The sequence below is a fragment of the Abiotrophia sp. HMSC24B09 genome, from assembly GCF_001815865.1.
Classification (GTDB): domain Bacteria; phylum Bacillota; class Bacilli; order Lactobacillales; family Aerococcaceae; genus Abiotrophia.
The window spans coordinates 368,996-393,686 of record NZ_KV822195.1; the positions used below are offsets into that span (position 1 = coordinate 368,996).

General features: G+C 47.0%; 26 protein-coding genes. 25 read left to right on the top strand and 1 reads right to left on the bottom strand.

Annotated elements, in window-relative coordinates:
• Positions 1–38 precede the first annotated feature (38 nt).
• On the bottom strand, positions 39–662 hold the full coding sequence (locus tag HMPREF3093_RS02875) for a lysophospholipid acyltransferase family protein (protein WP_035363794.1): 624 nt from the start codon (positions 660–662) through the stop codon (positions 39–41).
• A 79-nt stretch (positions 663–741) separates the two neighbouring features.
• Between HMPREF3093_RS02875 and HMPREF3093_RS02880 the strand changes: the two genes are divergently transcribed.
• The 25 genes from HMPREF3093_RS02880 (at position 742) to carA (ending at position 24,682) form a co-directional block, all read left to right on the top strand.
• A complete protein-coding gene (locus HMPREF3093_RS02880) occupies positions 742–1,530 on the top strand; it encodes a glutaminyl-peptide cyclotransferase (RefSeq protein ID WP_070755512.1) in 789 nt (262 codons plus the stop codon).
• 11 nt (positions 1,531–1,541) lie between these two features.
• Entirely contained in the window at positions 1,542–2,117 is a 576-nt protein-coding gene (locus HMPREF3093_RS02885) for a 5-formyltetrahydrofolate cyclo-ligase (RefSeq protein ID WP_070755513.1), read from the top strand.
• A gap of 58 nt (positions 2,118–2,175) precedes the next feature.
• Entirely contained in the window at positions 2,176–2,886 is a 711-nt protein-coding gene (locus HMPREF3093_RS02890; RefSeq protein WP_070755514.1) for a rhomboid family intramembrane serine protease, read from the top strand.
• 11 nt (positions 2,887–2,897) lie between these two features.
• A complete protein-coding gene (locus HMPREF3093_RS02895) occupies positions 2,898–3,872 on the top strand; it encodes an ROK family glucokinase (protein ID WP_070755515.1) in 975 nt (324 codons plus the stop codon).
• Between the two features lie 10 nt (positions 3,873–3,882).
• A complete protein-coding gene (locus HMPREF3093_RS02900) occupies positions 3,883–4,284 on the top strand; it encodes a rhodanese-like domain-containing protein (RefSeq protein WP_070755516.1) in 402 nt (133 codons plus the stop codon).
• 9 nt (positions 4,285–4,293) lie between these two features.
• Positions 4,294–4,647, top strand: a complete 354-nt coding sequence (locus HMPREF3093_RS09450) for a GDSL-type esterase/lipase family protein (RefSeq protein WP_083316248.1) — start codon at positions 4,294–4,296, stop codon at positions 4,645–4,647.
• Between the two features lie 51 nt (positions 4,648–4,698).
• On the top strand, positions 4,699–4,920 hold the full coding sequence (locus HMPREF3093_RS09455) for an SGNH/GDSL hydrolase family protein (protein ID WP_083316249.1): 222 nt from the start codon (positions 4,699–4,701) through the stop codon (positions 4,918–4,920).
• 114 nt (positions 4,921–5,034) lie between these two features.
• Positions 5,035–5,391 carry a hypothetical protein gene (locus HMPREF3093_RS02910; protein WP_023390714.1) on the top strand — a complete coding sequence of 119 codons (357 nt, stop codon included), beginning with the start codon at positions 5,035–5,037 and terminating at the stop codon, positions 5,389–5,391.
• Entirely contained in the window at positions 5,360–6,655 is a 1,296-nt protein-coding gene (locus HMPREF3093_RS02915) for a Y-family DNA polymerase (protein ID WP_257244486.1), read from the top strand. Before HMPREF3093_RS02910 ends, HMPREF3093_RS02915 begins: the two co-directional genes overlap by 32 nt.
• Before the next feature lie 80 nt (positions 6,656–6,735).
• The gene (locus HMPREF3093_RS02920; RefSeq protein ID WP_070755518.1) at positions 6,736–8,067 is read left to right on the top strand and encodes an FAD-dependent oxidoreductase; all 1,332 of its coding nucleotides are present in this window, start codon (positions 6,736–6,738) and stop codon (positions 8,065–8,067) included.
• Between the two features lie 124 nt (positions 8,068–8,191).
• Positions 8,192–9,337: a tRNA guanosine(34) transglycosylase Tgt gene (gene tgt, locus HMPREF3093_RS02925; protein WP_070755519.1), complete on the top strand. Its 1,146-nt coding sequence runs from the start codon at positions 8,192–8,194 to the stop codon at positions 9,335–9,337.
• 68 nt (positions 9,338–9,405) lie between these two features.
• Entirely contained in the window at positions 9,406–9,732 is a 327-nt protein-coding gene (gene yajC, locus HMPREF3093_RS02930; RefSeq protein WP_023390710.1) for a preprotein translocase subunit YajC, read from the top strand.
• A gap of 284 nt (positions 9,733–10,016) precedes the next feature.
• Positions 10,017–10,955 carry an oligopeptide ABC transporter permease gene (gene opp3b, locus HMPREF3093_RS02935; protein ID WP_070755520.1) on the top strand — a complete coding sequence of 313 codons (939 nt, stop codon included), beginning with the start codon at positions 10,017–10,019 and terminating at the stop codon, positions 10,953–10,955.
• A gap of 1 nt (position 10,956) precedes the next feature.
• On the top strand, positions 10,957–12,027 hold the full coding sequence (opp3C, locus tag HMPREF3093_RS02940; protein WP_083316250.1) for an oligopeptide ABC transporter permease: 1,071 nt from the start codon (positions 10,957–10,959) through the stop codon (positions 12,025–12,027).
• A gap of 8 nt (positions 12,028–12,035) precedes the next feature.
• On the top strand, positions 12,036–13,097 hold the full coding sequence (locus HMPREF3093_RS02945; protein WP_070755521.1) for an ABC transporter ATP-binding protein: 1,062 nt from the start codon (positions 12,036–12,038) through the stop codon (positions 13,095–13,097).
• The gene (locus HMPREF3093_RS02950; RefSeq protein ID WP_070755522.1) at positions 13,078–13,968 is read left to right on the top strand and encodes an ABC transporter ATP-binding protein; all 891 of its coding nucleotides are present in this window, start codon (positions 13,078–13,080) and stop codon (positions 13,966–13,968) included. The genes HMPREF3093_RS02945 and HMPREF3093_RS02950 overlap by 20 nt, the downstream gene beginning before the upstream one ends.
• A gap of 457 nt (positions 13,969–14,425) precedes the next feature.
• Positions 14,426–15,526 (top strand): pyruvate dehydrogenase (acetyl-transferring) E1 component subunit alpha, encoded by a 1,101-nt coding sequence (gene pdhA / locus HMPREF3093_RS02955; RefSeq protein WP_023390705.1) that lies wholly within the window; start codon positions 14,426–14,428, stop codon positions 15,524–15,526.
• A 2-nt stretch (positions 15,527–15,528) separates the two neighbouring features.
• Positions 15,529–16,506 carry an alpha-ketoacid dehydrogenase subunit beta gene (locus HMPREF3093_RS02960; protein ID WP_023390704.1) on the top strand — a complete coding sequence of 326 codons (978 nt, stop codon included), beginning with the start codon at positions 15,529–15,531 and terminating at the stop codon, positions 16,504–16,506.
• Positions 16,507–16,535: 29 nt separating this feature from the next.
• Positions 16,536–17,837, top strand: coding sequence for a dihydrolipoamide acetyltransferase family protein (locus tag HMPREF3093_RS02965; protein WP_070755523.1), 1,302 nt, complete (start codon positions 16,536–16,538; stop codon positions 17,835–17,837).
• Positions 17,838–17,850: 13 nt separating this feature from the next.
• Complete coding sequence (gene lpdA, locus HMPREF3093_RS02970; protein ID WP_070755524.1) at positions 17,851–19,257, top strand: dihydrolipoyl dehydrogenase; 1,407 nt, start codon at positions 17,851–17,853, stop codon at positions 19,255–19,257.
• Between the two features lie 217 nt (positions 19,258–19,474).
• Entirely contained in the window at positions 19,475–20,503 is a 1,029-nt protein-coding gene (locus tag HMPREF3093_RS02975) for an LPXTG cell wall anchor domain-containing protein (RefSeq protein ID WP_070755525.1), read from the top strand.
• A gap of 187 nt (positions 20,504–20,690) precedes the next feature.
• Positions 20,691–21,215, top strand: coding sequence for a bifunctional pyr operon transcriptional regulator/uracil phosphoribosyltransferase PyrR (gene pyrR / locus HMPREF3093_RS02980; RefSeq protein ID WP_070755526.1), 525 nt, complete (start codon positions 20,691–20,693; stop codon positions 21,213–21,215).
• Positions 21,216–21,371: 156 nt separating this feature from the next.
• Positions 21,372–22,253: an aspartate carbamoyltransferase catalytic subunit gene (locus tag HMPREF3093_RS02985; RefSeq protein ID WP_070755527.1), complete on the top strand. Its 882-nt coding sequence runs from the start codon at positions 21,372–21,374 to the stop codon at positions 22,251–22,253.
• Between the two features lie 20 nt (positions 22,254–22,273).
• Positions 22,274–23,554, top strand: coding sequence for a dihydroorotase (locus HMPREF3093_RS02990; protein ID WP_218970158.1), 1,281 nt, complete (start codon positions 22,274–22,276; stop codon positions 23,552–23,554).
• A gap of 27 nt (positions 23,555–23,581) precedes the next feature.
• Positions 23,582–24,682, top strand: a complete 1,101-nt coding sequence (gene carA / locus HMPREF3093_RS02995) for a glutamine-hydrolyzing carbamoyl-phosphate synthase small subunit (RefSeq protein ID WP_070755529.1) — start codon at positions 23,582–23,584, stop codon at positions 24,680–24,682.
• Positions 24,683–24,691 lie beyond the last annotated feature (9 nt).

Here is a 24,691-nt window from a genome sequence, read left to right on the forward strand (position 1 = left end):
CCATTATATCATATATGATATAATGGGAGTGGATGAGCTTATTTTTTGCGTGGTTGGTAGTGATAGTTAGGATCTAGTTGATGATCTAATTTGGCAAATTCTTCAGCCAATTGGGCATCAATTTGAGCTAGCTTGTCCTTGTCGTACTTGACGCCTTCTTGATAAGGAATTGGGGCGCCAAAGGCAATTTTACAGCGACGACGCAAGAAGAATTGCTTGAAGCCGATAGGTGGTTGGATGGCACAAGGCACGATGGCTTGCTTGCTGAGTTTTTGGATGAAGGCTGTCCCGCCCTTAATCTCAGTAGTATGACGAGAGCCTGAAGGGAAGATTCCTAGAATCTTGCCATCTTCATTCATAATCTTAACCGCATGTTTGATAGTGCTGGTTGAGGGTTTGTCGCGATTGACGGGGAAGACGTTGACCTTACGGAAGAGCCAGCCCAGTGGCTTGAACTTGAAGAGACTTTCCTTGGCCATAAAGGCAATCTGATGAGGATAGGTCTCGAAGGCAACAAACAAGGGGTCAGTCAAAGATCGGTGGGTTGCAGCAATAATATAGGGTTGATCTTTAGGAAGATTTTCCAAGCCTTGCACGACTTCACGGCCATTGATTAGGCGGAAAATGAAGCGGATAAAAGTTAATAAGAAATTATATAGCATAAGTGGCTCCTTCACTCAATATATGATACTATCATCATATCAAGTCATGGAGCGAAACTCAAGTGAGGAAGTGAGTGAGATGAAAAAATACCCTCTAGTTTTGGGGCTCTTGGCCCTAATTTCTCTAGGTGCATCTAATCAGCTGGTGCAGGCAGCCCCCCAGGCTGACTATGAAGTACTAGCCCAATATGAGCGAGATGACCGTTGGTTTACACAAGGTTTGGAAGTAAGTCCTGAGGGCCAATTGCTTATGTCGACGGGCCAGTATGGAGATTCCGTTGTAGGTGTCTTGAATTTAGAAACTGGCCAGCTGGAAATTAAGGATCGGCTTGACCGACAAGTCTTTGGTGAGGGGCTGACCCAGACGCCGGATGCGGTCTGGCAGATTAGCTACAAGGAAGGACTAGCCTATAAACGGGACCCTAAGACCCTGGCCATTTTGGAGACCTTCCACTATGAGGGGGAAGGCTGGGGCTTGGCCTATGATGCTAGCCGCGACAGTCTCTGGATGACCAATGGCTCTACTAAGTTACAGGAACGGGATGCTAAAAACTTTGAGCTCAAGCGCGAGGTGACTGTGACGGACCAGGGTAAGCCCATTAAATGGCTCAATGAATTAGAATTCGTCGATGGCAAGCTCTATGGCAATATTTGGCAGAGTCCTTTTATAGTGAAATTGGACCCTGAGACAGGCGTCATTGAGAGCCAGTACGACTTCACCACACTGATTAAGGAACATAAGCTGGAAGCTCAGTTGACACCAGGTGGTAAGCCTGATGTGCTCAATGGGATTGCCCATATTGAAGGGGACCGCTTCTATGTGACCGGCAAGTACTATCCCTATGTTTTTGAAGTGCGCTTAAAATAAGGAGGCCTCCTATGACCAACGTGACAGATTTAAAAACTAGCCTGCGACAAACCACCCTAGCCGCCCTTAAGTCTATGCCTGCTACTAGTCGCCAGCAATTAACGGATGATTTATGGCAACAATTTGTGGCTTTATTGGTGGAAGAAGGCTATCAGCGTATTGGACTTTATTATGGTGTAGGAGAAGAAGTGCCAACGGCCCAGTGGCTAGATTCTTTGGTAGACTTAGGCTATCAAGTTTTCTTGCCGCGCATGATGCCTAAGCGAGGCTTGGATTTCTGTCTATATCATGGGCAAGAGAGCTTGGAAGAAGTTTTCCGTGGCATCTACCAACCCAGTCAGGCGGAGCCAGCAGTGGCTATGGCTAGCTTAGACCTCTTGGTTGTGCCGGGCCTAGCCTTCCGGGAGGATGGCCAGCGTATTGGCTTTGGTGGCGGTTATTATGATCGCCTCTTGGCTCAGATTGAGACGCCAACGTTGAGTCTGGTCTTGCCTTGTCAATATTATGACCAGACGGCTTGGCAGGCGGAGGGTCATGACCAGGCAGTGGGGCGTTTATTGTTAGCGCGCTCATTGAATCAGCTCTAGGCGAAAAGCAAAAAATAAGGTATAATAATTGGGAACGATTTAGAGGACGGAGGGTATTATGGAAATAAAACGAACCTGGCGCCGAATTCAACGCGGTCCCTGGGTGACCTACCTCTTTTTATTGGTGTGTGTCGCCATGTTTATTGGCACCTTTGGGTTAACCCGAACTGGACTGAACTGGTACCAAGCCTTGATTCTACTGGGAGCCAAATATAATGTTAGGATTGTTCTTGGGAATGAATGGTGGCGGCTGATAACGGCTGTTTTCTTGCACGCTGACTTGCAACATATCGCATTGAATAGTGTGTCTTTCTATTTCTTAGGTCAAGAATTAGAGCCTCTGATGGGCAAATGGCGCTTCTTGCTACTAAGTTTAGGGGCGGGGATTGGCGGCAACATCGTCTCCTTTGCCTTTTCTAATAGTGTCTCGATCGGGGCTAGTGGGGCTGTCTTTGGACTCTTTGCTAGTTATCTGGCCTTATCTTATCTCTATCCAGACTCTTACAGTCTGAGTGCAAGAGCCCAGAACTATGCGGCCTTAATCGTGATTAACTTAGTCTTTTCCTTCCTGTCACCAGGCATTGACTTTTTTGGCCACTTGGGTGGCGCCTTCTATGGGGTAGGCTTGACCTATGTCTTGCAGCTGCCACATTCTTTCCGCCGTACTTGGTGGCATCGCCTCTTGGTTCTGCTAGTCATCCTGGCTATCAGCGCCGGCCTGATTTATTTTGGAATTGTTAAATTCAATAATAGCCTTATCTATCGCTAGGAGTGAGATTTATGTCAAAGAAAATTTTAGGTATTGATTTAGGCGGGACTTCCGTCAAGTTTGCGATTATTTCCTCAGAAGGGGAAATTCAGGAAAAATGGACCATTGGAACCAACATCCTAGAGGATGGTAAGCACATCGTGCCTTCTATTATCCAGTCCATTCAAGAACATATGGAACGTTATGGCCTTACCAAAGATGATTTCTTAGGGATTGGCATGGGCTCACCAGGTAAGGTGGATGCGCAAGCGGGGACGGTAATCGGGGCTTTCAACCTTAACTGGCGGACCCTACAACGCCTGAAAGATGCCTTTGAAGCAGCCCTGGATATGCCTTTCTTCCTTGATAATGATGCCAACGTGGCAGCCTTAGGGGAACAATGGAAAGGGGCCGGTAATGGCGAAGCCAATGTGGTTATGTTTACCCTAGGAACAGGTGTTGGGGGCGGTATCGTCTCTGGCGGCCAAATGGTGCGCGGTGCCAACGGAGCAGCTGGGGAAGTCGGCCATATTACGGTCGAAACGACGGACCCAATTCCATGTACCTGCGGTAAGCCAGGTTGCTTGGAGACAGTCGCTTCAGCCACTGGTATTGTCAACCTAGCCCGTAAGTTTGCCGAAGAATACGCCGGTGACTCACCAATTAAGGCAGCCGTTGATAATGGCGACGAGCTCTCTTCTAAATTAATTTTCGACGCAGCCAAGGATGGCGATTTCTTCGCTAACCACATTGTGGATATGTTCGCGCGCTATTTAGGTTTGGCATGTTCTCATGTGGCCAATACCCTTAACCCTTCTAAGATTGTGGTGGGTGGCGGGGTATCCGCAGCCGGGACCTTCCTTTTGGACAAAATTCAAGTATTTTTCAATCAATATGTTTTCCCACCAATTAAAGACACCACTCAGCTTGTCTTGGCAGAGTTAGGGAACGATGCTGGGGTCATCGGGGCAGCCCAATTAGTACGTCTTGCCCTAAATAAGGACTAGGAGTAGAAGCATGCAAATTCTGAATTTTATTACCGTTGTTTTATTAAGTATTATTGTGATTTACACCCTCTATTATGGGATCTTGTGGGGCATGGGCCGTTATGCCGCCAAAGCCATTAAGCAAGAAGACCTGATTGCAGCAGGGCGTAAGGGACAATTAATCGATGTTCGTGAAGCGGCTGAGTTTGAGGCTCGTCATATCTTAGGGGCGCGTAATATCCCAAGTTCTCAATTCAAGATGCGCTTCAAGGAAATCCGTAAGGACCAAGCTATTTACCTAGTAGACGAGGCTTTCGGGACCGCCCAACGTGCGGCTTTCCGTCTCAAACGCAATGGCTATAATGACATTTACATCCTTAAGGGTGGTATGACTGAGTGGACGGGTAAGGTTAAGACTGCCAAAGGAAAGTAGGCGACTAGCATGCGGATTCTTTGTTTTGGTGACAGCAATACCTGGGGCCTCAATCCCCTTAATGCCAGTCGTCATCCCAAGCGCTGGACCCGTGTCTTGGCAGCTTTGCGGCCAGAGGATGAAATTATCGAAGAAGGGCTCAATGGCCGAACGGTCAATAGCCCCGACCATAAGAATCCTGAGCGACACGGCATGACGGCCTTGCCAATGGTCATGCAATCCCATGCTCCGCTGGATCAGGTAGTCATCATGTTGGGGACCAATGAGTTCAAGCGTCATTTTGGCAAATGCGCCAATCAGATTGCCTTAGGTATTGGGGAAATGATTAAATACATTCAGAATCCTGCTAACTGGGCCCATTAGGTTCCACCCCAAATTTTGGTGGTATCGCCTATCGTGGTGGGGCGTGGCCTTATGAATCATCCCGAATTCCTATACCAGGAAATTGATGAGTATGGCATTATGCAATCAGAATACCTAGCCAATATCTTGGAAAGAATTTGTGACCAGTACGGCGTGGCCTTCTTAGATGCTAAAACCGTGGCCCAACCTTCCAATATAGACTTCGTTCACATGGACGAGGCAAATCATCAAGCTTTAGGACAAGCGATTGTAGCCAAATTGGCGACATTATAAAGAAGAGAGAAGCTTCTTCCCTAGATTTAGGGAAGAGGCTTTTTCTATTTCATAGGGTGCAAGTTCATTGACAAAACGAACATACGTTCGTATACTTAAGATGAGGTGAATACAATGGCAATGAATACAAATTATCATGACCGCGGCATGAAGAAGTGGCAGCCGTTTTTCTCCAGCCCTCATTTGAAGGCCAGTGTTCTGGCTAATCGAGAGGAAGTTTTGGCGACTTATCAGGCGCCAGAGGTCATGACCGAGTCCGAAATTGATGCTCAACTCCAGCGGGCTTTCCAAGAAAGACTGAGGGTTAAGGTGACCCTCAATGTCCAGGTAGCAGAGCGCCATGCTTACTATATGGGGCAGGTCATTGGACGGGCGGATCAGTTTGTCCTCATCGACAACTCACCGGTTGAATATGAGACCATCCGCCACGTCCAAGTCTATGAGCCAACCAAGTGGTGGGACCATGCTTGAGCGTGACCCTGACCTCTTCCCCAAACAGGACATTCTCTGCATTGACTGCAAGTCCTTCTTCGCCAGTATTGAATGCGTAGAAAGGGGACTGGACCCGCTGACGGCCAAGCTTTGCGTGGTCTCCAGGCCCCATCTCAAAGGAGGCTTGGTCCTGGCCAGCAGTCCCCGTATGAAGGCAGAATACGGCATCGGCACTGGCAGTCGAGTTTATGATTTACCTAAGCGGGATTCGGATATCGTCTTGGCGCCGGCGCGAATGAATCTTTATGTTCAGCGTAACCATGATATCAACCGAATTTTCCTTCAGTATGTGGCTTGGGAGGATTTGCATGTTTATTCGATTGACGAGGCTTTTCTGGATGTGGGGCGCAGTCACGCGCTCTTTGGCTCTAGCTATCAAATTGCCTGGCAGATTCAGCATGAAATTTACAAGCGCTATGGCCTGCCGACCTGTGTGGGCATAGGGGACAATCTGCTACTGGCCAAGCTTTGTTTGGATAATGTGGCCAAGTACCGGCCGCCTTATCTGGCTTATTGGTCCTACGCTAGGATTCCAGAGACTGTCTGGAAGATTGAAAAGCTGAGTGATTTCTGGGGGATTGGCCGTCGCACCCAGAGGTCATTAGAGGACATGGGGATTTACACCGTAAGGGATTTGGCTCATGCTGATTTGGGCAAACTCAAGGCCCGCTTTGGGGTCAAGGGGGCAGAACTCTATTATCACGCCAATGGTTTAGATGCCAGCGTCATACGTGAGGCTTATAGTCCTCAGAGCCAGGTCTATAGTGCTTCCCAGATTTTGGAAAGGAACTATCTGGACTATAGGCAAATCGCCTTGGTGGTCCGAGAAATGGCTGATAACCTAGCTAGCCGCCTGCGACGAGAGGGGCGGATGACATCTTGTTTAGGCTTGGGTATAGGCTATGGCAAGGACATCGTCCCCAAGCGTTCGGGTGGTCAAATGACCTTTGAATTGACATCTAGTAGCAAGCAACTCATGGCCCACAGCCAGACCTTGCTCAAGCGTCACTATTTCCGCCTACCTGTTAAGAGCCTGCATCTGACCGTCAGCCATCTGCAGGCAGCCGGCCCAACCCAGCTCTCTCTCTTCCAAGATCCAGAGCAGTCTGCCCAAGAAGAAAGGGCAGAACGTGTGGTGGATGCTGTTAGGGAGCGCTATGGCTATGGCAGTTTAGTCCGCGCCAGCAGTCTCTTGCCGGGAGCTACGGCGATCCAAAGATCGGATTTGATTGGGGGCCACTAGTTACCAAAAAGTACCTAATTGTTTTTTCCTGGCAAGCGAGCTAAACTAGGATTATAGCAAGAATGAAATGAGGGATTAACATGACACAACATTATCAAAATATCGTGATTGGCTTTGGTAAAGGGGGCAAAACCCTAGCGAAAACCTTGGCTAGTCGTCAAGAACAAGTGCTCTTAATTGAAGCTTCTCCTAAGATGTACGGGGGGACCTGTATCAACATCGGCTGTATTCCATCTAAGACTTTGATTGAAGCAGCAGGCCAAGGCTTAGACTTCGAAGCAGCGGCTGCTCGTAAAGCTAAGTTAATTGCTGCTTTAAACGACAAAAACTATCACATGATTGCAGATGAAGCAAGTGCCGAAGTTTGGACTGGTTGGGCTCGTTTTACTGGCAACCACAGTCTTGAAGTCACCTTGACTGACGGTCAAACTCGTCAAGTGACAGGGGACCGCATCTTCATTAACACTGGGGCTAAGACCGCCTTACCAGCTATTCCTGGCTTAGAAGGCAATGATTTTGTCTTAACTTCAACAGAAGCCTTGGATTTACAAAAGTTGCCAAAACGTTTAGTTGTGGTAGGGGCAGGGTATATCGGTTTGGAAATGGCTGATATGTTCCGGACCTTCGGTTCTGAAGTGACCGTCTTGGATATTTTTGACCGCTTCATGCCACGTGAAGAACCAGAAATTGCCGCTCAAATTAAGGCAGATATGGAAGCTGCTGGTTTGACCTTCTACTTAGGCATTCAAGATTTGGCCTTTGAGGGTGGGACTGTGACCTATAACTACCAAGGGCAAAGTCAACGCCTAGAAGCTGATGCCATCCTGGTGGCGGCTGGTCGCCGTCCAAATACCGCGCAATTAGGCTTAGAAAATACGGATATTGAATTGGATGCTCAAGGTGCGGTTGTGGTGAATGAACACTTAGAAACAGCAGTTCCTGGCGTTTACGCTTTGGGTGATGTCAAAGGTGGGCCACAATTTACCTATGTATCTCTAGATGATTTCCGCATTGTCAAAGACCAACTCTGGGGCGACAAGTCTCGCAAGGTGTCTGACCGTAATCTCATTCCTTACACCGTCTTCCTCCAAACGCCATTATCACATGTGGGCTTGACGGAAGCGCAAGCGGTGGAAGCAGGTCATGAGGTCTTAGTCTTCGGCTTACCAATGGCGGCTGTGCCTAAAGCCAAAGTCATCGGCAATGACCGCGGTAGCTTCAAGATTATTGTCAACAAGGCAGATCAAACCATTCTGGGTGCCACTCACTATGGGGTTATGTCACCAGAAGTCATTAACTTCTTAGCATTAGCTATCAAGACCAAGGTGCCTTACACTGAAATTCGCGACTTCCTCTTCACCCATCCAACCATTGCGGAAGCCTTGAACGATGTCTTAAAACAACCAAAATAAGTATGAGCGGCGAGGCCTAGGTCTCGCTGCTTTTTGTCTAATCCGACCGCGGCAAAAGTGGTGGTTTTGACAGGCAAAATTTGCTATAATGGGAGAGCACTGAACAGATAAAGGAGTCGATGACATGACCAAACCAGCAGTCTGGTATGAACTCATCAAAGAAGAAAAACATACTGGCGCCCGCCTGGGAATCTTACATACCCCGCATGGATCCTTCCCGACCCCCATGTATATGCCGGTCGGTACCTTGGCAACCATCAAGGGCCTGTCGCCTGAAGAACTCAAGGGGATGGGGGCAGACGTTGTCCTAGCCAACACCTACCACCTCTGGTTACGACCAGGTGAAGACTTGGTAGCGGAAGCCGGTGGCCTACATAAATTTATGAACTGGGACAAGGGGATTCTGACTGACTCGGGCGGTTTCCAAGTCTTCTCCCTCAGCGACATGCGTAAAATCACGGAGGAAGGGGTCCACTTCCGCAACCATATTAATGGAGAGAAACTCTTCCTGTCGCCTGAAAAGGCCATTCACATTGAAAACCAATTAGGTGCCGACATTATCATGAGTTTTGACGAGTGTCCACCATTTGACCAGTCTTATGACTATGTCAAACGCTCAATCGAACGGACGACGCGTTGGGCTGAGCGAGGCTTACGGGCCCACCAACGTCCACAGGATCAAGCCCTCTTTGGTATCTTGCAAGGGGCAGGCTACAAGGATTTACGCCTAGCCCATGCTCAAGATATGATTGCCATGGACTTCCCAGGTTATTCGATTGGAGGCCTGTCAGTTGGGGAATCTAAGGAAGAGATGAATGAAGTCCTGGATTATTTGACGCCTGTCATGCCTAAGCACAAGCCACGTTATCTAATGGGAGTTGGTTCACCTGACTCGCTGATTGATGGCGTCATTCGTGGGGTGGATATGTTTGACTGTGTTTTGGCCACACGGATTGCCCGCAATGGGACCTGTATGACGAGTCAAGGACGTCTGGTCGTTAAGAATGCTCAGTATGCCCGCGACTTCCGTCCAATCGACGAGAAGTGCGATTGCTACACCTGCAAGCACTACAGTCGAGCTTACATTCGCCACTTGATTAAGTGTGACGAAATTTTCGGCCTACGTCTGGCTTCCATTCATAACGTCTACTTCTTGCTCAATCTCATGAAGCAAGTTCGTTACCACATTGAAAATGACTCGCTGCTAGACTTCCGCCAAGCCTTCTTCGAAGAATACGGTTATAGCAAGGCCAATGCGCGTAATTTCTAGAAACTGCTAGCAATTTATAGCAGAGTCTGATAAAGTATAGATTATAGAACACAATAAGGAGTGACAAAATGGATTTACTAGTTAGTGTATTACCCTTTGTCTTAATCATGGGGGTTATGTACTTCTTCATGATTCGCCCACAACAACGCCAAGCTCAAGAAAAGCAACAAATGTTGCAGGCCCTCAAAAAAGGGGATGCCATTGTAACAATCGGTGGCTTACACGGGGTTGTTGAAGAAGTCGACTTGGCTAACCGTCTGGTTGTCTTAGACTGCGAAGGCATTTACTTAACCTACGAATTAAGCGCTGTTGCCACTGTTAAACAAGGCGAACGCGTACGTCCTTCAGTAGCTGACTTAGAACCAAAAGAAGAAGTAAGCAATGAAGAAGCCTAGGTCCTAGGCTCAAGCTGAGACTCTGTCTCAGCTTTTTTTGTGTCGATCATCAGAAAGGTAGGGGAGAAGTGACTAGAATGTTCGTCTTTTTGCTGACTTTATCAACAAGACAAAAAGCCTAGTAGAATAAGGATTTTGCTGCTCTTTTTTGAGCCAAAGCATAACATTCAAATGGAATTTTGATTTTTTAGAGCAAGTGACTAGAGCACAAGGAGCAGATAGGCTATAATATAAGAGATACTAGACCCCTAAGACACCAATCAAGGGGACAAAGGATGTGACCTATGAAAGCCTTTATTCGTTATATGGTCAAGCGCCTAGCCTACATGCTCTTGACGCTTTTTATTATTGTAACTGTCACTTTCTTCTTAATGAAACTCCTGCCAGGGACGCCATTTTCCAATGAAGATCAGTTGACTGCTGCCCAAATTCAAACCCTCAACGCTAAGTATGGCCTGGACCAGCCAATTTGGGTTCAATATGGGCGTTACTTGCTCAATATTCTCAAGGGAGACCTAGGGGTGTCCTTCCAATTTAACAATACGCCAGTTTCACAGCTTATTATTGACCGGGCGGGTCCCTCTATGCAATTGGGCTTGCAGGCCATGTTGCTGGGGACTATACTGGGGACTTTCCTAGGTGTCATTTCGGCAGTCTACCAAAACACCTGGATTGACCGTTTTACTTCGGTCTTTGCCATTGCGGGCCGTTCAGTTCCAAGCTTTGTCTTCGCCGTTGTCTTGCAATTTCTCTTTGCCGTGGTCTTAGCTTGGTTCCCGATTGCCTTCTGGCGTGATGGCTTTGCCTCAACCGTCTTACCAACCATTGCCTTGTCCCTGTCACCGATGGCGGATGCGGCCCGTTTCGTCCGGACGGAAATGATTGAAGTCCTCAATGCGGATTATATTGAACTAGCTCGGGCTAAAGGCTTCAGCCGCTTCTATGTGGTGATGCGCCATGCCTTACGCAATGCTATCATCCCACTCCTATCTATTATTGGGCCTATGACGGCTGGCTTGATGACAGGTTCCCTGGTAGTGGAAAATATCTTCTCCATTCCAGGTATCGGTGAACAATTCACCAAGTCGATTATGGTGAACGACTTCCCAACCATTATGGGGGTTACCATTCTCTATTCCACCTTGTTAGTGGTCATGATTTTAATTTCTGACATAGTCAATGGGTTAATTGATCCACGACTCCGTCTGACCGGAGGTGCCTAAGATGCAACATGAATTAGCTAAGTCTTCCTATAATGAGGCTTTACTAGCTCAAGCAGGGGACCTAACCGCGCAAAAATTGCAACTGGCTAAGCGTGACTGTGGTCGCCAAGATGCCATGAGTGATGTGCCAGCCTTGAGTTTCTGGCAGGATTCCTGGCGCCGTTTGCGACGCAATAAAGCGGCTATGGTTTCCTTGATTATTATTCTGGCCTTTATTATCTTGGCCATTCTGGCGCCTTGGATTGCGCCTTACTCACCAACGGCTCAGAATCCATCCTATGCCAATTTGCCACCTAAGATTCCAGGACTAGAAGGTTTATCCTGGTTTAATGGCTATGGGGCCAACCGGGCGGGCAACTTAGTTGACCGCTATGCTGCTGCCAAAGTACCGGCAGGTACCTACTATTATTTAGGAACTGACGCTCTAGGCCGTGACTTGCTGTCGCGTATCCTCTATGGAACACGCATTTCCCTCTTGATTGCCTTTGTAGCAGCAGCCATTAACCTAGTCTTTGGTGTCATTTATGGCTTGGTTTCTGGGTGGTTTGGGGGTAAAATCGATACCCTCATGCAACGGATTTTAGAAATCCTATCAGGGATTCCTAACCTAGTCATCGTCATCCTCATGCTCTTGGTGCTCCAACCAGGGATTGTGTCTATTATTATCACCATTGCCTTGACCAGCTGGATTTCCATGTCTCGTGTGGTACGGGCTCAAACTATTCGTATCAAGCAGCAAGAATATGTGCTAGCAGCTCGTGTGCTGGGGCAATCAACCCTTAAAATTATGTTCCGTCACATTCTGCCTAATATGCTGGGCCTGATTATTGTCCAAGTCATGTTTGCTTTGCCGGCAGCCATCTTCTTCGAAGCCTTCCTAAGCTTCATTGGGATTGGGATTCCAGCGCCAGCAGCTAGTCTGGGGACCTTAATTAATGATGGTTACAAGACCTTCCGTTTCTTGCCACACTTAATGTGGTATCCAGCGGGTGTCATTTCGATCCTAATGCTAGCCTTTAACCTTCTGGCGGATGGCCTGCGTGACGCCTTCGACCCTAAAATGAAAGAGTAGGTGACTTTATGACAGAACGTGTCTTAAGCATCGAGAATTTACAGGTTCAATTCAAAACCTATGCGGGAACTGTCCAAGCCATTCGAGGTGTGGACTTCCAGCTACACAAAGGTGAAACTTTAGCCATTGTAGGGGAATCAGGTTCTGGTAAAACGGTGACCTCCCGTGCCATTATGCGTCTATTGAGCCAGAGTGCCACCATTAACGAGGGCAAGATTGATTTTATGGGTCAAGACCTCCGCAACTTAAGCGATAAGCAAATGGAAAAAATCCGTGGCTCGCAAATTGCCATGATTTTCCAGGATCCCATGACTTCGCTTAACCCAACCCTAACCATTGGACGTCAATTGGTGGAAGTCATCATCAAACATCGCAAGTTTTCGCGTGCAGAAGCAGTCGCGGAAGCCTGCAACTTACTCAGTCTCTGCGGAATTAAGGATCCTGAGCAACGCCTTAAGGATTACCCAAGTCAATTCTCAGGTGGTCAACGCCAACGGATTGTCATTGCCATCGCCTTGGCAGGGGACCCAGAAATCTTGATTGCCGATGAACCAACGACCGCCTTAGACGTTACAGTTCAAGCACAAATTATTGAGCTCTTGCAAGATATTCAGCGTCAGAAGGGCATGGCCATTATCTTCATTACCCACGATTTAGGCGTGGTAGCCAATATTGCAGACCGCGTGGCGGTGATGTATGCGGGTCGACTAGTCGAAATTGGGCCTGTGGATGAAGTTTACTATAATCCGCAGCATCCTTACACCTGGGGGCTTTTGTCAGCGACACCGACCTTGACCTCGTCAGGTCCACTATATGCCATTCCGGGAACCCCGCCTAACTTGCTCAATCCACCAAAGGGCGATGCCTTTGCCTGCCGTAATGAGTATGCCTTGGATATTGATTTTGAACTGCAGCCTCCAATGTTTGAGGTCAATCCGGGCCACTATGCCGCGACTTGGCTTTTGCATCCAGAGGCTCCTAAAGTGACACCACCGGCTAGCATTCAAGAACGCTATGCCTACTATCAAGCTAAGAAGGAGGCTGAATCGCATGACACAAGCTCTAATTGAAGTGCGCAACCTCAAGCAGTATTATCATCAGGACCATACGGTCGTTAAGGCCGTAGACGATGTTAGCTTCACCGTTCAAGCTGGTGAGACCTTTGGTTTAGTAGGGGAATCGGGTAGTGGTAAATCAACCATTGGCCGTGCCATTGTCAACCTCTATCAGCCAACTGATGGCCAGATTCTTTACCAGGGGAAGGCTTTAAGCGACTTATCAAAGGGAGAGCGACTGGATTATAACAAGGACGTTCAAATGATTTTCCAAGATCCTTATGCTTCCTTAAATCCTCGTATGAAGGTCCAAGATATTGTGGCTGAGGGGATGGAAGTCCATGGTCTGGTAGCCTCCAAATCAGAGCGGGATGCCAAAGTGGCCGAGCTTCTGGCTTCAGTCGGTTTGTCACCTGAACATGCCTTGCGCTATCCGCATGAATTTTCGGGCGGCCAACGCCAACGGATTGGGATTGCGCGTGCCTTGGCGGTTGAACCTAAGTTTATTGTCTGCGATGAACCTATCTCAGCCTTGGATGTCTCCATCCAAGCCCAAATCATTAACCTATTGCAAGGCTTGCAAGAAGAGCGAGGCTTGACCTATCTCTTTATCGCCCATAACTTGGCCATGGTTAAATACTTTAGTGACCGTATTGGCATGATGTATCGAGGTCGCATGGTGGAATTAGCAACTGCTGAAGCGCTCTATGAGCAACCGCTACATCCTTATACGCAGAGCTTGCTATCAGCCATTCCACTGCCAGATCCAGATCAGGACCGTCAGCGTCAACGGATTGTCTATCAGCCAAGTCAAGCTGAACTAGAGGCGCCTCATGATTGGGTGCAAGCGCAAGAACAGCATTGGGTCATGAAAGCCAAAGCCTAATAAACTAAGCATAAACCTTCTTCCTGTATCAGGGAGGAGGTCTTTTTTGTGCTTCAATTAGATTGTGAAGAGCAACCCCAAAAGCGCGTGATTTTAATAAGTCCATGTGAAGTAAAATTCACTAACTGAAATATTAGACTGAAAGACACCAGAAATAACAAGCTGTTTTGTCATTATATGGCGATTTTGAAACAGATATTTAAGTGTAGTATTACAATTCAACCCTTAATGTATCCACTTTCCGGTGAAAAGTAACCGTTTTTCTTGGATAAAAGCCCCTTATATTGTATCATTCACAAAAACGGACGATAGGGGCTAAAGTGACTATTATCAAGCCTTAGCGCTTGCATTTGCTAGCCAAGAGTGGTAAATTTATAAGGTACAGTCTACCAGTAATACAGAAATTAAGTCTGTCTTGCTCGGTAGTAGTTAAATAAAGAGAGGAAAGTGTACAAGTATGGCAAAAAAAGTTAAGATTGAAGACTTATTGCGTCCAGATAACTTTAACTTCGACATGGTCCAAGTCTTGAGCCCAGAAGGTAAAGTTGTCAACAAAGATTTATTACCAGATTTATCTGATGAAGAATTGGTTCAATTGATGGAAGATATGGTATGGTCCCGTATCTTACACGAACGTTCAACTGCTTTGAACCGTCAAGGACGTTTAGGCTTCTACGCTCCAACTTTTGGTCAAGAAGCATCACAATTAGGCTCTGTTGCAGCCCTCAAACCTGAAGACTACATCTTACCTGGTTACCGTGATGTGCCTCAGCTCATCAAACACGGTTTACCACTCCACAAGGCTTTCTTATGGTCCCGTGGTCACGTAGAAGGGAACAACTACCCAGCTGACTTCAATGCTTATCCACCACAAATCATCATCGGGGCACAATACGTGCAAGCCATGGGGGTTGCTTTAGGTCTTAAGAAGAACGGTAAAGACGCAGTTGCTGCGACTTGGACTGGTGACGGTGGTTCTTCACAAGGGGACTTCTACGAAGGGATTAACTTCGCCGGCGCTTACAAAGCACCAGCAATCTTCTTCATCCAAAACAACGGTTGGGCGATTTCTACGCCACGTTCACTCCAATCTGCTGCGCCTACTTTGGCTCAAAAAGCAGTTGCTGCTGGGATCCCAGGGATTCAAGTAGACGGGATGGACATCTTAGCAGTTTATGCTGTAACCAAGGCTGCGCGTGACTACGCTGTAGCAGGCAATGGTCCAGTCCTCATCGAAACAATGTGCTACCGCTTCGGTCCACATACCTTATCAGGTGATGACCCAACCCGTTACCAACCAGACGGTGTTCAAGAAGAATGGCGTGCAAAAGATCCACTTATTCGTTTCCGTACTTACTTAGAATCAAAAGGCCTCTGGTCCCAAGAAAAAGAAGAAGCGGTGATCGAACGTACTAAGGAAGAAGTCAAGGAAGCCATCAAGTTAGCTGACCAAGCACCTAAACAAAAGATTTCTGACTTCTTGAAGAACATGTACGAAACACCAGACTTCATCACAGCAGAACAAATCAAGAAATTCGAAGCAAAGGAGAATAACTAATAATGGCTCAAAAAACGATGATTGAGGCTATCACAGAAGCGTTAGCCATTGAATTACGCAATGACGACCGTACCCTTATTTTTGGGGAAGACGTCGGCTTGAACGGGGGGGTATTCCGTGCCACTCAAGGTTTACAAGCAGAATTTGGTGAAGACCGCGTCTTCAACACTCCTTTAGCAGAATCTGGTATCGGTGGTATGGCCATCGGTTTGGCTTTGGAAGGTTTCCGTCCAATCCCTGAAATCCAATTCTTAGGCTTCGTCTTCGAAGTAATGGACTCTGTTGTTGCTCAAGCAGCACGTACTCGTTACCGTCTTGGCGGTAGCCGTAACATGCCAATCACTTTCCGCGCACCATTCGGTGGTGGGGTTCACACGCCAGAATTGCACGCTGATAACTTGGAAGGTCTATTAGCTCAATCTCCAGGTATCAAGGTAGTTATTCCTTCTGGTCCATACGATGCCAAAGGCTTGCTCTTGTCATCTATCCGTGACAACGATCCAGTTATCTTCTTAGAGCACATGAAACTCTACCGTTCTTTCCGTGAGGAAGTGCCAGAAGCTGAATACACCATTCCTTTAGGCAAAGCTAATGTCGTGAAGGAAGGGAACCACGTTTCCATCATCACTTACGGGGCAATGGTTCGTGAAGCGGTTAAAGCGGCTGAAAAACTTGAAAAAGACGGGATCTCTGTTGAAATCCTTGACTTACGTACTGTGCAACCACTTGACATCGAAGCGATTGTCGCAACCACTGAGAAAACTGGTCGCGTAGTTGTGGTTCAAGAAGCACAACGTCAAGCAGGGGTTGGCGCTCGCGTAATGGCTGAAATCACTGAACGTGCGGTTCTTTCCTTAGAAGCACCAGTTGGTTTCGTTGCAGCACCTGACACCATCTTCCCATTCGGTCAAGCCGAACATGACTGGTTGCCAAACGCAACAGACATCGAAGAAAAAGTACGCGAAGTATACAACTTCTAATATTCAGTTGAGGAAAGGAAGTAAATAACATGGCTTTTAAATTCAGATTGCCTGATATCGGTGAAGGGATTGCCGAAGGCGAAATCGTAAAATGGGACGTCAAAGAAGGCGACACCATTCAAGAAGACGATACATTAGTGGAAATCCAAAACGACAAATCGGTTGAGGAAATTCCATCTCCAGTTACTGGTAAAATTTTAAAAATCTTGGTTCCAGAAGGAACTGTTGCGCGCGTAGGGGACGTTTTAGTTGAAATCGACGCTCCTGGCCACGAAGACGATGGCGATGCAGCACCAGCTTCCGCAGCTGCACCAGAAGCGGCTCCAGCTGCGGAAGCTGCACCTGCAGCACCAGCAGGCCCAGGTGCCCCAACAGGCGCTCCTGCAGGTGAAGGTAAGCGTGTCTTAGCAATGCCATCAGTTCGTAAATTAGCTCGTGACAAGGGTGTTGACATTCGTTTAGTAACGCCTTCTGGTAAGGGTGGTCGCGTTGTGGCGGCTGACGTCTTGGCCTTCAACGGCGAAGCAGCACCAGTTGCGGCGGCAGAAGTAGCAGCACCAGCTGAAGTAGCAAGCCCAGCGGCAGCACCAGCAGCACCAGCACAACCATATGTATCTGGTAAGGGTGAAGCTGAAACTCGTGAACCATTATCTCCAATGCGTAAAGCAATTTCTAAGGCAATGGTTAACTCTAAACACACTGCTCCTCACGTAACCCTCTTCGATGAAGTAGAAGTATCTGCTTTATGGGATCACCGTAAGAAGTTCAAAGACATTGCCGCTAACCGTGGTACTAAGTTAACCTTCTTGCCATACGTGGTAAAAGCTTTAGTAGCAACTGTTAAGAAGTTCCCAGTCCTCAATGCTTCTATTGACGACGCTAGCCAAGAAATTGTCTACAAGAACTACTACAACATCGGTATTGCAACTGACACTGAACGTGGCCTCTTCGTACCAAACGTCAAGGACGCTAACACTAAGTCAGTATTTGACATTGCAGATGAAATCAACGGCAAGGCAGCTTTAGCTCACGAAGGTAAGTTAACTGCTCAAGACATGAGCCAAGGGACTATTACAATCTCTAACATTGGTTCTGCACGTGGTCAATGGTTCACACCAATCATTAACTACCCAGAAGTTGCTATCTTAGGGATGGGGACAATCAACGTTCAACCAGTGGTTAACGCTGAAGGCGAAATCGCTGTTGGCCGTATGTTGAAATTGTCCTTGAGTTTCGACCACCGTATCGTCGATGGTGCCACTGCACAAAATGCAATGAACGAATTGAAACGTTTATTGGCTGACCCAGAATTATTATTGATGGAAGGTTAAGGTGAAATAGATTATGGTAGTAGGAGATTTCGCAATTGAACTCGACACAGTCGTGATTGGTTCTGGCCCTGGTGGGTATGTAGCAGCTATTCGTGCTGCTCAACTCGGCCAAAAAGTTGCCATCATTGAAAAAGACTACATCGGGGGGACCTGCTTGAACGTAGGCTGTATCCCTTCTAAGGCTTTGATCAACGCTGGCCACACCTACCACAATGCTAAACACGGTGACCACTTTGGGGTTATTGCCAAAGATATCACTGTGGACTTCAAACGTACCCAAGAATGGAAAGACAAAGAAGTTGTTGCTAAGTTAACCGGCGGGATTCGCATGTTGCTTAAGAAGAACAAGGTAGAGATTATCGAAGGGGAAGCTTTCTTCGTAGATGACCATACTTTACGTGTTGTCAAAGAAGATTCAGCTCAAACTTACAGCTTCAACAATGCCATCGTGGCAACTGGTAGCCGCCCAATCGAAATCAAAGGCTTCAAGTACAGCGACCGCGTGATTGACTCTACTGGTGCTTTGGCCCTAGACCACATTCCATCTTCTATGGTGGTAATCGGTGGGGGTTACATCGGTTCAGAATTAGCAGGTGCTTTCGCTAACTTCGGGACTAAGATTACAATCTTGGAAGGTTCTAACCAAATCATCCCAACTTTTGAAAAAGACATGGTTAAATTAGTGGAAAATGAATTCGCTAAGAAGGGTGTAGACATCATCACCAACGCTATGGCTTTGAACTCAGAAGTAAAAGACAAGTCTGTTGTAGTTACTTATGAAGTAGGGGGCAAACAACACACCGTTGAAGCTGAATACTGCTTAGTAACAGTTGGTCGCCGTCCTAACACCGATAACTGCGGCTTGGAAGTTGCTGGGGTTATCGTGGGCGAACGTGGTTTGATCAACGTTGACAAACAAGGTCGCACTAACAAACCAAACATCTTCGCCATCGGTGACGCTGTTCCAGGTGCAGCCTTAGCCCACAAAGCAAGCTACGAAGCTAAGGTTGCTGCTGAAGCAATCGCTGGGCAAGCATCTGAAGTTGACTACGTGGCAATGCCAGCAGTCTGCTTCACTGACCCAGAATTATCTTCTGTAGGCTACACTGTAGACCAAGCTAAAGAAGCTGGTTTGAATGCTAAAGCTGTTAAATTCCCATTAGCTGGGAACGGTCGTGCCTTGTCCTTGAATGCAACTGAAGGGTTTGTACGTTTAGTTGTTGATAAGGAAGACAACACCATCTTAGGGGCACAAGTCGCAGGGGTTAACGCTTCTGACATCATTGCTGAATTGACCTTGGCAGTTGAAGGCGGCTTGAACGCTGAAGACATCGCCTTGACAATCCACTCACACCCATCCTTAGCTGAAACAGTTATGGATGCTGCTGAGTTGGCTTTAGGTCACCCAATTCACGTCTAATTAAGTTCCCAATATATCATATATGATATATTGGTCAGAGCCGGGGGAATCCTCGGCTCTTTTCTTAAATGGTTGTGAAAGGGCTTATCTGCTTGGAATAGCGCCTTTTTTATGCAAAAAAGTAGCGGATTCATAGCCTAAAAGCTTGTAATTGATTTGTAATAGATGTATAATGAGTGTAACGAGATTCGAGAATCCACTCAAGGGGGAAACGATGATGAGATCATTCAAAAAAATAATCGCGACCTTACTATTATTTGCGACTATTCTAGTGCCGTCTTTTGCGGCTCACGCAGAGAGCTTGAACGCTATCTTAAAATACAGTATCTACGATTTATATAGTGGACAGTTTATTCAAGAAGTTAACTTCTTGACCCATTCATCTAAAGATGCTTCCATCATTCAAACGGTGGAGTGGTTTAATGAACGGGGCATTATGATGGACCCAAAACGCTTCAACCTCAAGGTATCCAGTTATTTAACAGAATACTCAACTTCTAAAGGTAACCTGTCAGCCTATACAGCAGATATTATGGTTTACACAACAGAAGCTGAAGTTCTGAAGAACTTGGGGATTAAGGCTGAGACAGAACCGGGTGTTCGCAATGTCATTGAATTGCCTCTTTATGAGCCAGAACGCCAAATGCGTGAAGCCTGGGAAAATGCGAACAATTCTGTACCAACAGCTATTACTCCAAATGCTCCAGCTCTTGAAACAAGTAGTGAGAGTAGTGCAGCACCTAGTGCTAACACCACGACTCCTAGCCAAAATAGTGCCTCTAGCACTAGTCAAGCCGGCACTAATGAAATTAACAAGCCTGTAGCGGTTGATAAAGCAAGTAGCAACGAAACAAGTGCTAAGCCAAATGAAAATAGCCGCGGCAATACGACAAGCCAAAATCCTACCTCAAGTGTTGCATCGACAGCAAAACCTGATGAAAGCAACAAACCAGCTAACAATCAGAATGCGACTGATAATAAAGTAGCAGCTAATCAACAAAATAATAATGCTAATCAAGCTGCTAACAAGCCGGCTGCCAATAATCAACAGGTAACAGTTAATAAAACAGCAAACAATAACAGCCAGTCTGAATCCCGCTCAGAAGCTTCTCAAGCACCTGTTGTTCAGAAGAAAGCCTTACCTAAGACAGGGGAAGAATCCAACTTTGGTTGGTTACTAGCTCTAGTCTTGGTAATTGCTGGTGTAGCTCTTCTGTTCGGTTACAAGAAAACACGAAAGCAATAGAAAGAAAGCTCCCTTTTTAGGGGGCTTTTTCACTTATTTAATTGACACTGGCTGGCTTTAAGGGTATACTAGTAGCAATTTAGGGGCAAAATCCGAATTTTTAAGGAAATCCCGTGAGGTTTCCAAGGTGCTCAGGCCAGCTTAGACTTGGCCATGTCGACGATTTTGTCTAGATGGAGAAGTGACTATGAAACGACGTGTTTTATTTGATGCTAGCCAAATCAATCGCATGCTGACCCGCATGGCTCATGAAATCAATGAGCGGACCGATATTCATCAAGTGGTCTTGGTTGGTATTAAGACTCGAGGGGCTAATCTGGCGGATCGCCTACAGGTAAAGTTAGCCGCCATCACCCAGGTTCAAGTGGGTGTAGAACACATCGATATTCAATTCTATCGGGATGATTTGGTTAAGAATCATGCTGATCCACAAATAAAACATCTTTCTTTTACTCACAATTTAACTGACAAGACTGTGGTCATTGTTGATGATGTCCTCTATACAGGCCGTACTGTGCGTGCCGCTATGGATGCCATCCTCGACGTTAGCCGTCCCCAGGTCATTCGTTTGGCCATTATGGTGGACCGCGGCCACCGCGAGCTTCCCATTCGGGCAGACTTTATTGGTAAGAACATTCCCACTGCGCAAGAGGAGAATGTCCATGTCTGTTTGCAAGAAGTGGATGGGACTGAAGAAATTCTACTCACTTAAGATTTGACTTTTTAAGCTAGTCCAGAGAGGCTATCAAGAGGAAAACTTAAGGGTCTTGTTAGGCGATAATAAGACGCTCATAAGTCAACCACCTGATAGCTCGGACTATTAGGTGGTTTTTTCTTATAGTTTGATAGCATGATAAGGAGGAGACGTATGCGAAACTTAGTAAAGATGTCAGATTTAAGCAATGAGGAGGTCTATGGCCTGATTGAGAGAGCCTTAGAGCTCAAGGCAGGAGCCAGTCCCATTCATCGGCCGGATTTAATTGCCGCCAATCTTTTCTTCGAAAACTCAACGCGGACCAAGCACAGTTTTGAGGTGGCTCAAATGAAGTTAGGCTTGCAGGTCCTGAATTTTGATGCGTCTACATCCTCTCTTAACAAGGGTGAGACCCTCTATGATACCTGTAAGACGCTTGAAGCGATTGGCTGCAACATCTTGGTCATTCGCCATAGCCAAGAAGCTTACTATCAGGAACTAGAAGGCTTGGCCATTCCGGTCATCAGTGGCGGCGATGGCAGTGGGGAACATCCTAGCCAGTGCTTGCTGGATTTGATGACCCTCTATGAAGAATTTGGTCCTATAGAAGGGCTGGAGCTAGTGATAGCAGGTGATATCAAGAATTCGCGGGTGGCCCGAAGCAACTATCACATGCTGACCCGATTGGGGGCCAAGGTTCAATTTGTGGGACCTCAAGTCTTTGCAGACCCGACCTTGGGGCAAATGGTCGACTTCGACCAGGTCATTGGCCATGTTGATGCCTGCATGCTATTACGCGTCCAATTTGAACGCCATCAGGAGCAAGTGGCCTTAAGCCAGGCCGACTATCATGCCCGTTATGGCCTAACGCCAGCTCGCTACCGAGCCCTCAAGCCACAGGCCATTGTCATGCATCCAGCACCAGTCAACCGGGACATGGAGATTGCCTCTGAGTTGGTGGAAGCTCCTCAATCTCGCATTTTCACCCAGATGACCAATGGCCGTTATATGCGCCAAGCCATTCTGGAGAAAACAATTGCCGATAACGCCCTCTAACAAGATAGAAAGGAAGTCACATCATGCTATTACTCAAAAATGGTCGTCGTCTGGTCAAGGGGCATTTAGAGCCTGTCGAAATTCTGATTGATGGGGATAAGATTTTAGCCATGGACAAGGAGCTCAATGCCAGTGCGGATCAAACATTTGACCTTAAAAGTAAACTCCTAGCACCGGGCTTTATTGATGTCCATGTCCACTGGCGGGAACCAGGATTTGAATACAAGGAAAATATCTACCATGCTTCCAGAGCGGCTGCACGCGGTGGCTTCACTACGGCTATGCCCATGCCCAACCTCAATCCAGTTCCCGATTCCTATGACCACCTTAAGCCCCAGCTAGACATTATTGCACGCGAATCGGTTATTCGGGCTATTCCTTACGGTGCCATTACCAAAGGGGAGCTAGGGGAGGACTATGCTCAGTTTGACGAGTTAGCTCAACATGTTTTTGCCTTCAGTGATGATGGGCGTGGGGTCCAAAATGCTAATATGATGTATGAATCCATGTGTGTTGCCGCCCGCCTCAACAAAGCCATTGTGGCCCATTGCGAGGACAATTCCCTAATTCGGGGTGGCTGTATGCACTGTGGCTGTCGCAGTCGGGAACTAGGTCTGCCAGGTATTCCATCTGTATGCGAATCGGTTCAGATTGCCCGCGACATTCTCCTAGCTGAAGCGGCAGGCTGTCACTATCATGTCTGCCATGTGTCGACCAAGGAATCCGTTCGCCTGGTTCGTGAGGCAAAGGCCAACGGTATTAAGGTGACTTGTGAAGTCTGCCCCCATCATTTACTGAGTGACGAGGGTAATATTCCCCACAACCATGGCTTCTGGAAAATGAATCCACCCCTGCGAGCAGCGGAGGATCGCCGAGCATTAATTGCTGGACTCTTAGATGGTACCATCGATATTATCGCCACTGACCATGCGCCTCATGCTCTGTCAGAAAAAGACCTGCCAATGCAGGAGGCGGCCTTTGGTATTGTAGGGTCTGAGACAGCCTTTAGCCAGCTCTATACCCACTTTGTCAAGCCAGGCATTATGTCCCTAGATTTTCTCTTGGACAAGATGTCGACTAATGTGGCTAAAATTTTTGACCTACCTTATGGAACCCTAGCCGTCGGGCAGCCTGCTGATCTAGTCGTTATCGATTTAGACAAGGTAGCAAGTATCCAACCTGAGAATTTCTTGTCCAAAGGGCGTAACACGCCATACGCCGGTCAAGAAGTCTATGGCTGGCCTATCCTGACTATTAGCCAAGGCCGCATCGCCTATCAAGATGCCACATTTTTTGCCTAAGAGCTTAGTAAGACAAGGAGCGAGCATATGTATAGATATGATAAACAGCTGATTCTAGAAGATGGAACCATCTACAAGGGCTATGGCTTTGGTGCTGACCGGGCTATGTTAGGGGAAGTCGTCTTCAATACCGCCATGACCGGCTACCAAGAAACACTATCAGACCCTTCCTATAACGGTCAAATTGTCATCTTTACCTATCCCTTAATTGGTAATTATGGCATTAACCGAGATGACTTTGAGACCATTAATCCCTCTATCAAGGGCCTAGTAGTCCGAGAAGTTTGTCAAAAGCCTTCCAACTTCCGTAGCCAAATGTCCTTAGATCAAGCGCTCAAAGAACTAGATATCCCAGGAATTTGGGGCATTGATACCCGCAGTCTGACACGAAAGATTCGTCAATATGGGACGATTAAGGGGATTATTACTGACTTATCCGAAGATTCAGCACAAGTGCTAGAAAAACTTAGAGAGACTGAACTGGCTAGGGACCAAATTGCCCAAGTGTCGACTTCTAAGGCCTTCCTGTCGTCAGGAACGGGCTATCGAGTAGTTCTGGTTGATTTAGGCATGAAGTCAGGTATTCTGCGTGAGCTTAATGAGCGTAACTGCGACATTGTCGTGGTGCCTCATAATATTAGCGCTCAGGAAGTTTTACGGCTTCAACCTGATGGCGTCATGCTCTCTAATGGACCTGGCGACCCTGAGGATGTGCCAGAGACTATTGCCATGATTGGCCAAATCATGGACAAGCTACCAATTTTTGGTATTTGCATGGGTCATCAACTGATTAGTTTGGCAGCAGGAGCCAAGACCTATAAGCTCAAATTTGGCCATCGTGGGGCCAACCATCCAGTCAAAAATCTATTGACAGGCAAGGTAGACTTGACTTCGCAAAACCATGGTTACAGTGTAGATATTGACTCATTGGCAGATACAGACCTAGAATTAACTCATTTATCAGTCAATGACTCCACCTGCGAAGGCGTTCGACATAAATTCTACCCAGTTTTCTCAGTTCAATATCATCCCGAAGCATCGCCAGGGCCACATGATCCTAATTATCTCTTTGATCAGTTTATTGAAAATATGAAAGCCTTCCAAGCTCAGTCTCGTCACCACAAGTAAAGGAGTCGA

Bases quoted from the DNA above. Each gene is read 5' to 3' on its own strand.
- HMPREF3093_RS02975 (WP_070755525.1), top strand. From the start codon at position 19,475: ATGAGATCATTCAAAAAAATAATCGCGACCTTACTATTATTTGCGACT.
- HMPREF3093_RS02965 (WP_070755523.1), top strand. From the start codon at position 16,536: ATGGCTTTTAAATTCAGATTGCCTGATATCGGTGAAGGGATTGCCGAA.
- HMPREF3093_RS02920 (WP_070755518.1), top strand. From the start codon at position 6,736: ATGACACAACATTATCAAAATATCGTGATTGGCTTTGGTAAAGGGGGC.
- HMPREF3093_RS02945 (WP_070755521.1), top strand. From the start codon at position 12,036: ATGACAGAACGTGTCTTAAGCATCGAGAATTTACAGGTTCAATTCAAA.
- HMPREF3093_RS09455 (WP_083316249.1), top strand. From the start codon at position 4,699: ATGAATCATCCCGAATTCCTATACCAGGAAATTGATGAGTATGGCATT.
- lpdA (WP_070755524.1), top strand. From the start codon at position 17,851: ATGGTAGTAGGAGATTTCGCAATTGAACTCGACACAGTCGTGATTGGT.
- HMPREF3093_RS02895 (WP_070755515.1), top strand. From the start codon at position 2,898: ATGTCAAAGAAAATTTTAGGTATTGATTTAGGCGGGACTTCCGTCAAG.
- opp3b (WP_070755520.1), top strand. From the start codon at position 10,017: ATGAAAGCCTTTATTCGTTATATGGTCAAGCGCCTAGCCTACATGCTC.
- carA (WP_070755529.1), top strand. From the start codon at position 23,582: ATGTATAGATATGATAAACAGCTGATTCTAGAAGATGGAACCATCTAC.
- opp3C (WP_083316250.1), top strand. From the start codon at position 10,957: ATGCAACATGAATTAGCTAAGTCTTCCTATAATGAGGCTTTACTAGCT.
- HMPREF3093_RS02950 (WP_070755522.1), top strand. From the start codon at position 13,078: ATGACACAAGCTCTAATTGAAGTGCGCAACCTCAAGCAGTATTATCAT.
- tgt (WP_070755519.1), top strand. From the start codon at position 8,192: ATGACCAAACCAGCAGTCTGGTATGAACTCATCAAAGAAGAAAAACAT.
- HMPREF3093_RS02910 (WP_023390714.1), top strand. From the start codon at position 5,035: ATGGCAATGAATACAAATTATCATGACCGCGGCATGAAGAAGTGGCAG.
- HMPREF3093_RS02875 (WP_035363794.1), bottom strand. From the start codon at position 662: ATGCTATATAATTTCTTATTAACTTTTATCCGCTTCATTTTCCGCCTA.
- pdhA (WP_023390705.1), top strand. From the start codon at position 14,426: ATGGCAAAAAAAGTTAAGATTGAAGACTTATTGCGTCCAGATAACTTT.
- HMPREF3093_RS02890 (WP_070755514.1), top strand. From the start codon at position 2,176: ATGGAAATAAAACGAACCTGGCGCCGAATTCAACGCGGTCCCTGGGTG.
- HMPREF3093_RS02915 (WP_257244486.1), top strand. From the start codon at position 5,360: ATGAGCCAACCAAGTGGTGGGACCATGCTTGAGCGTGACCCTGACCTC.
- HMPREF3093_RS09450 (WP_083316248.1), top strand. From the start codon at position 4,294: ATGCGGATTCTTTGTTTTGGTGACAGCAATACCTGGGGCCTCAATCCC.
- HMPREF3093_RS02985 (WP_070755527.1), top strand. From the start codon at position 21,372: ATGCGAAACTTAGTAAAGATGTCAGATTTAAGCAATGAGGAGGTCTAT.
- HMPREF3093_RS02885 (WP_070755513.1), top strand. From the start codon at position 1,542: ATGACCAACGTGACAGATTTAAAAACTAGCCTGCGACAAACCACCCTA.
- HMPREF3093_RS02960 (WP_023390704.1), top strand. From the start codon at position 15,529: ATGGCTCAAAAAACGATGATTGAGGCTATCACAGAAGCGTTAGCCATT.
- pyrR (WP_070755526.1), top strand. From the start codon at position 20,691: ATGAAACGACGTGTTTTATTTGATGCTAGCCAAATCAATCGCATGCTG.
- yajC (WP_023390710.1), top strand. From the start codon at position 9,406: ATGGATTTACTAGTTAGTGTATTACCCTTTGTCTTAATCATGGGGGTT.
- HMPREF3093_RS02880 (WP_070755512.1), top strand. From the start codon at position 742: ATGAAAAAATACCCTCTAGTTTTGGGGCTCTTGGCCCTAATTTCTCTA.
- HMPREF3093_RS02900 (WP_070755516.1), top strand. From the start codon at position 3,883: ATGCAAATTCTGAATTTTATTACCGTTGTTTTATTAAGTATTATTGTG.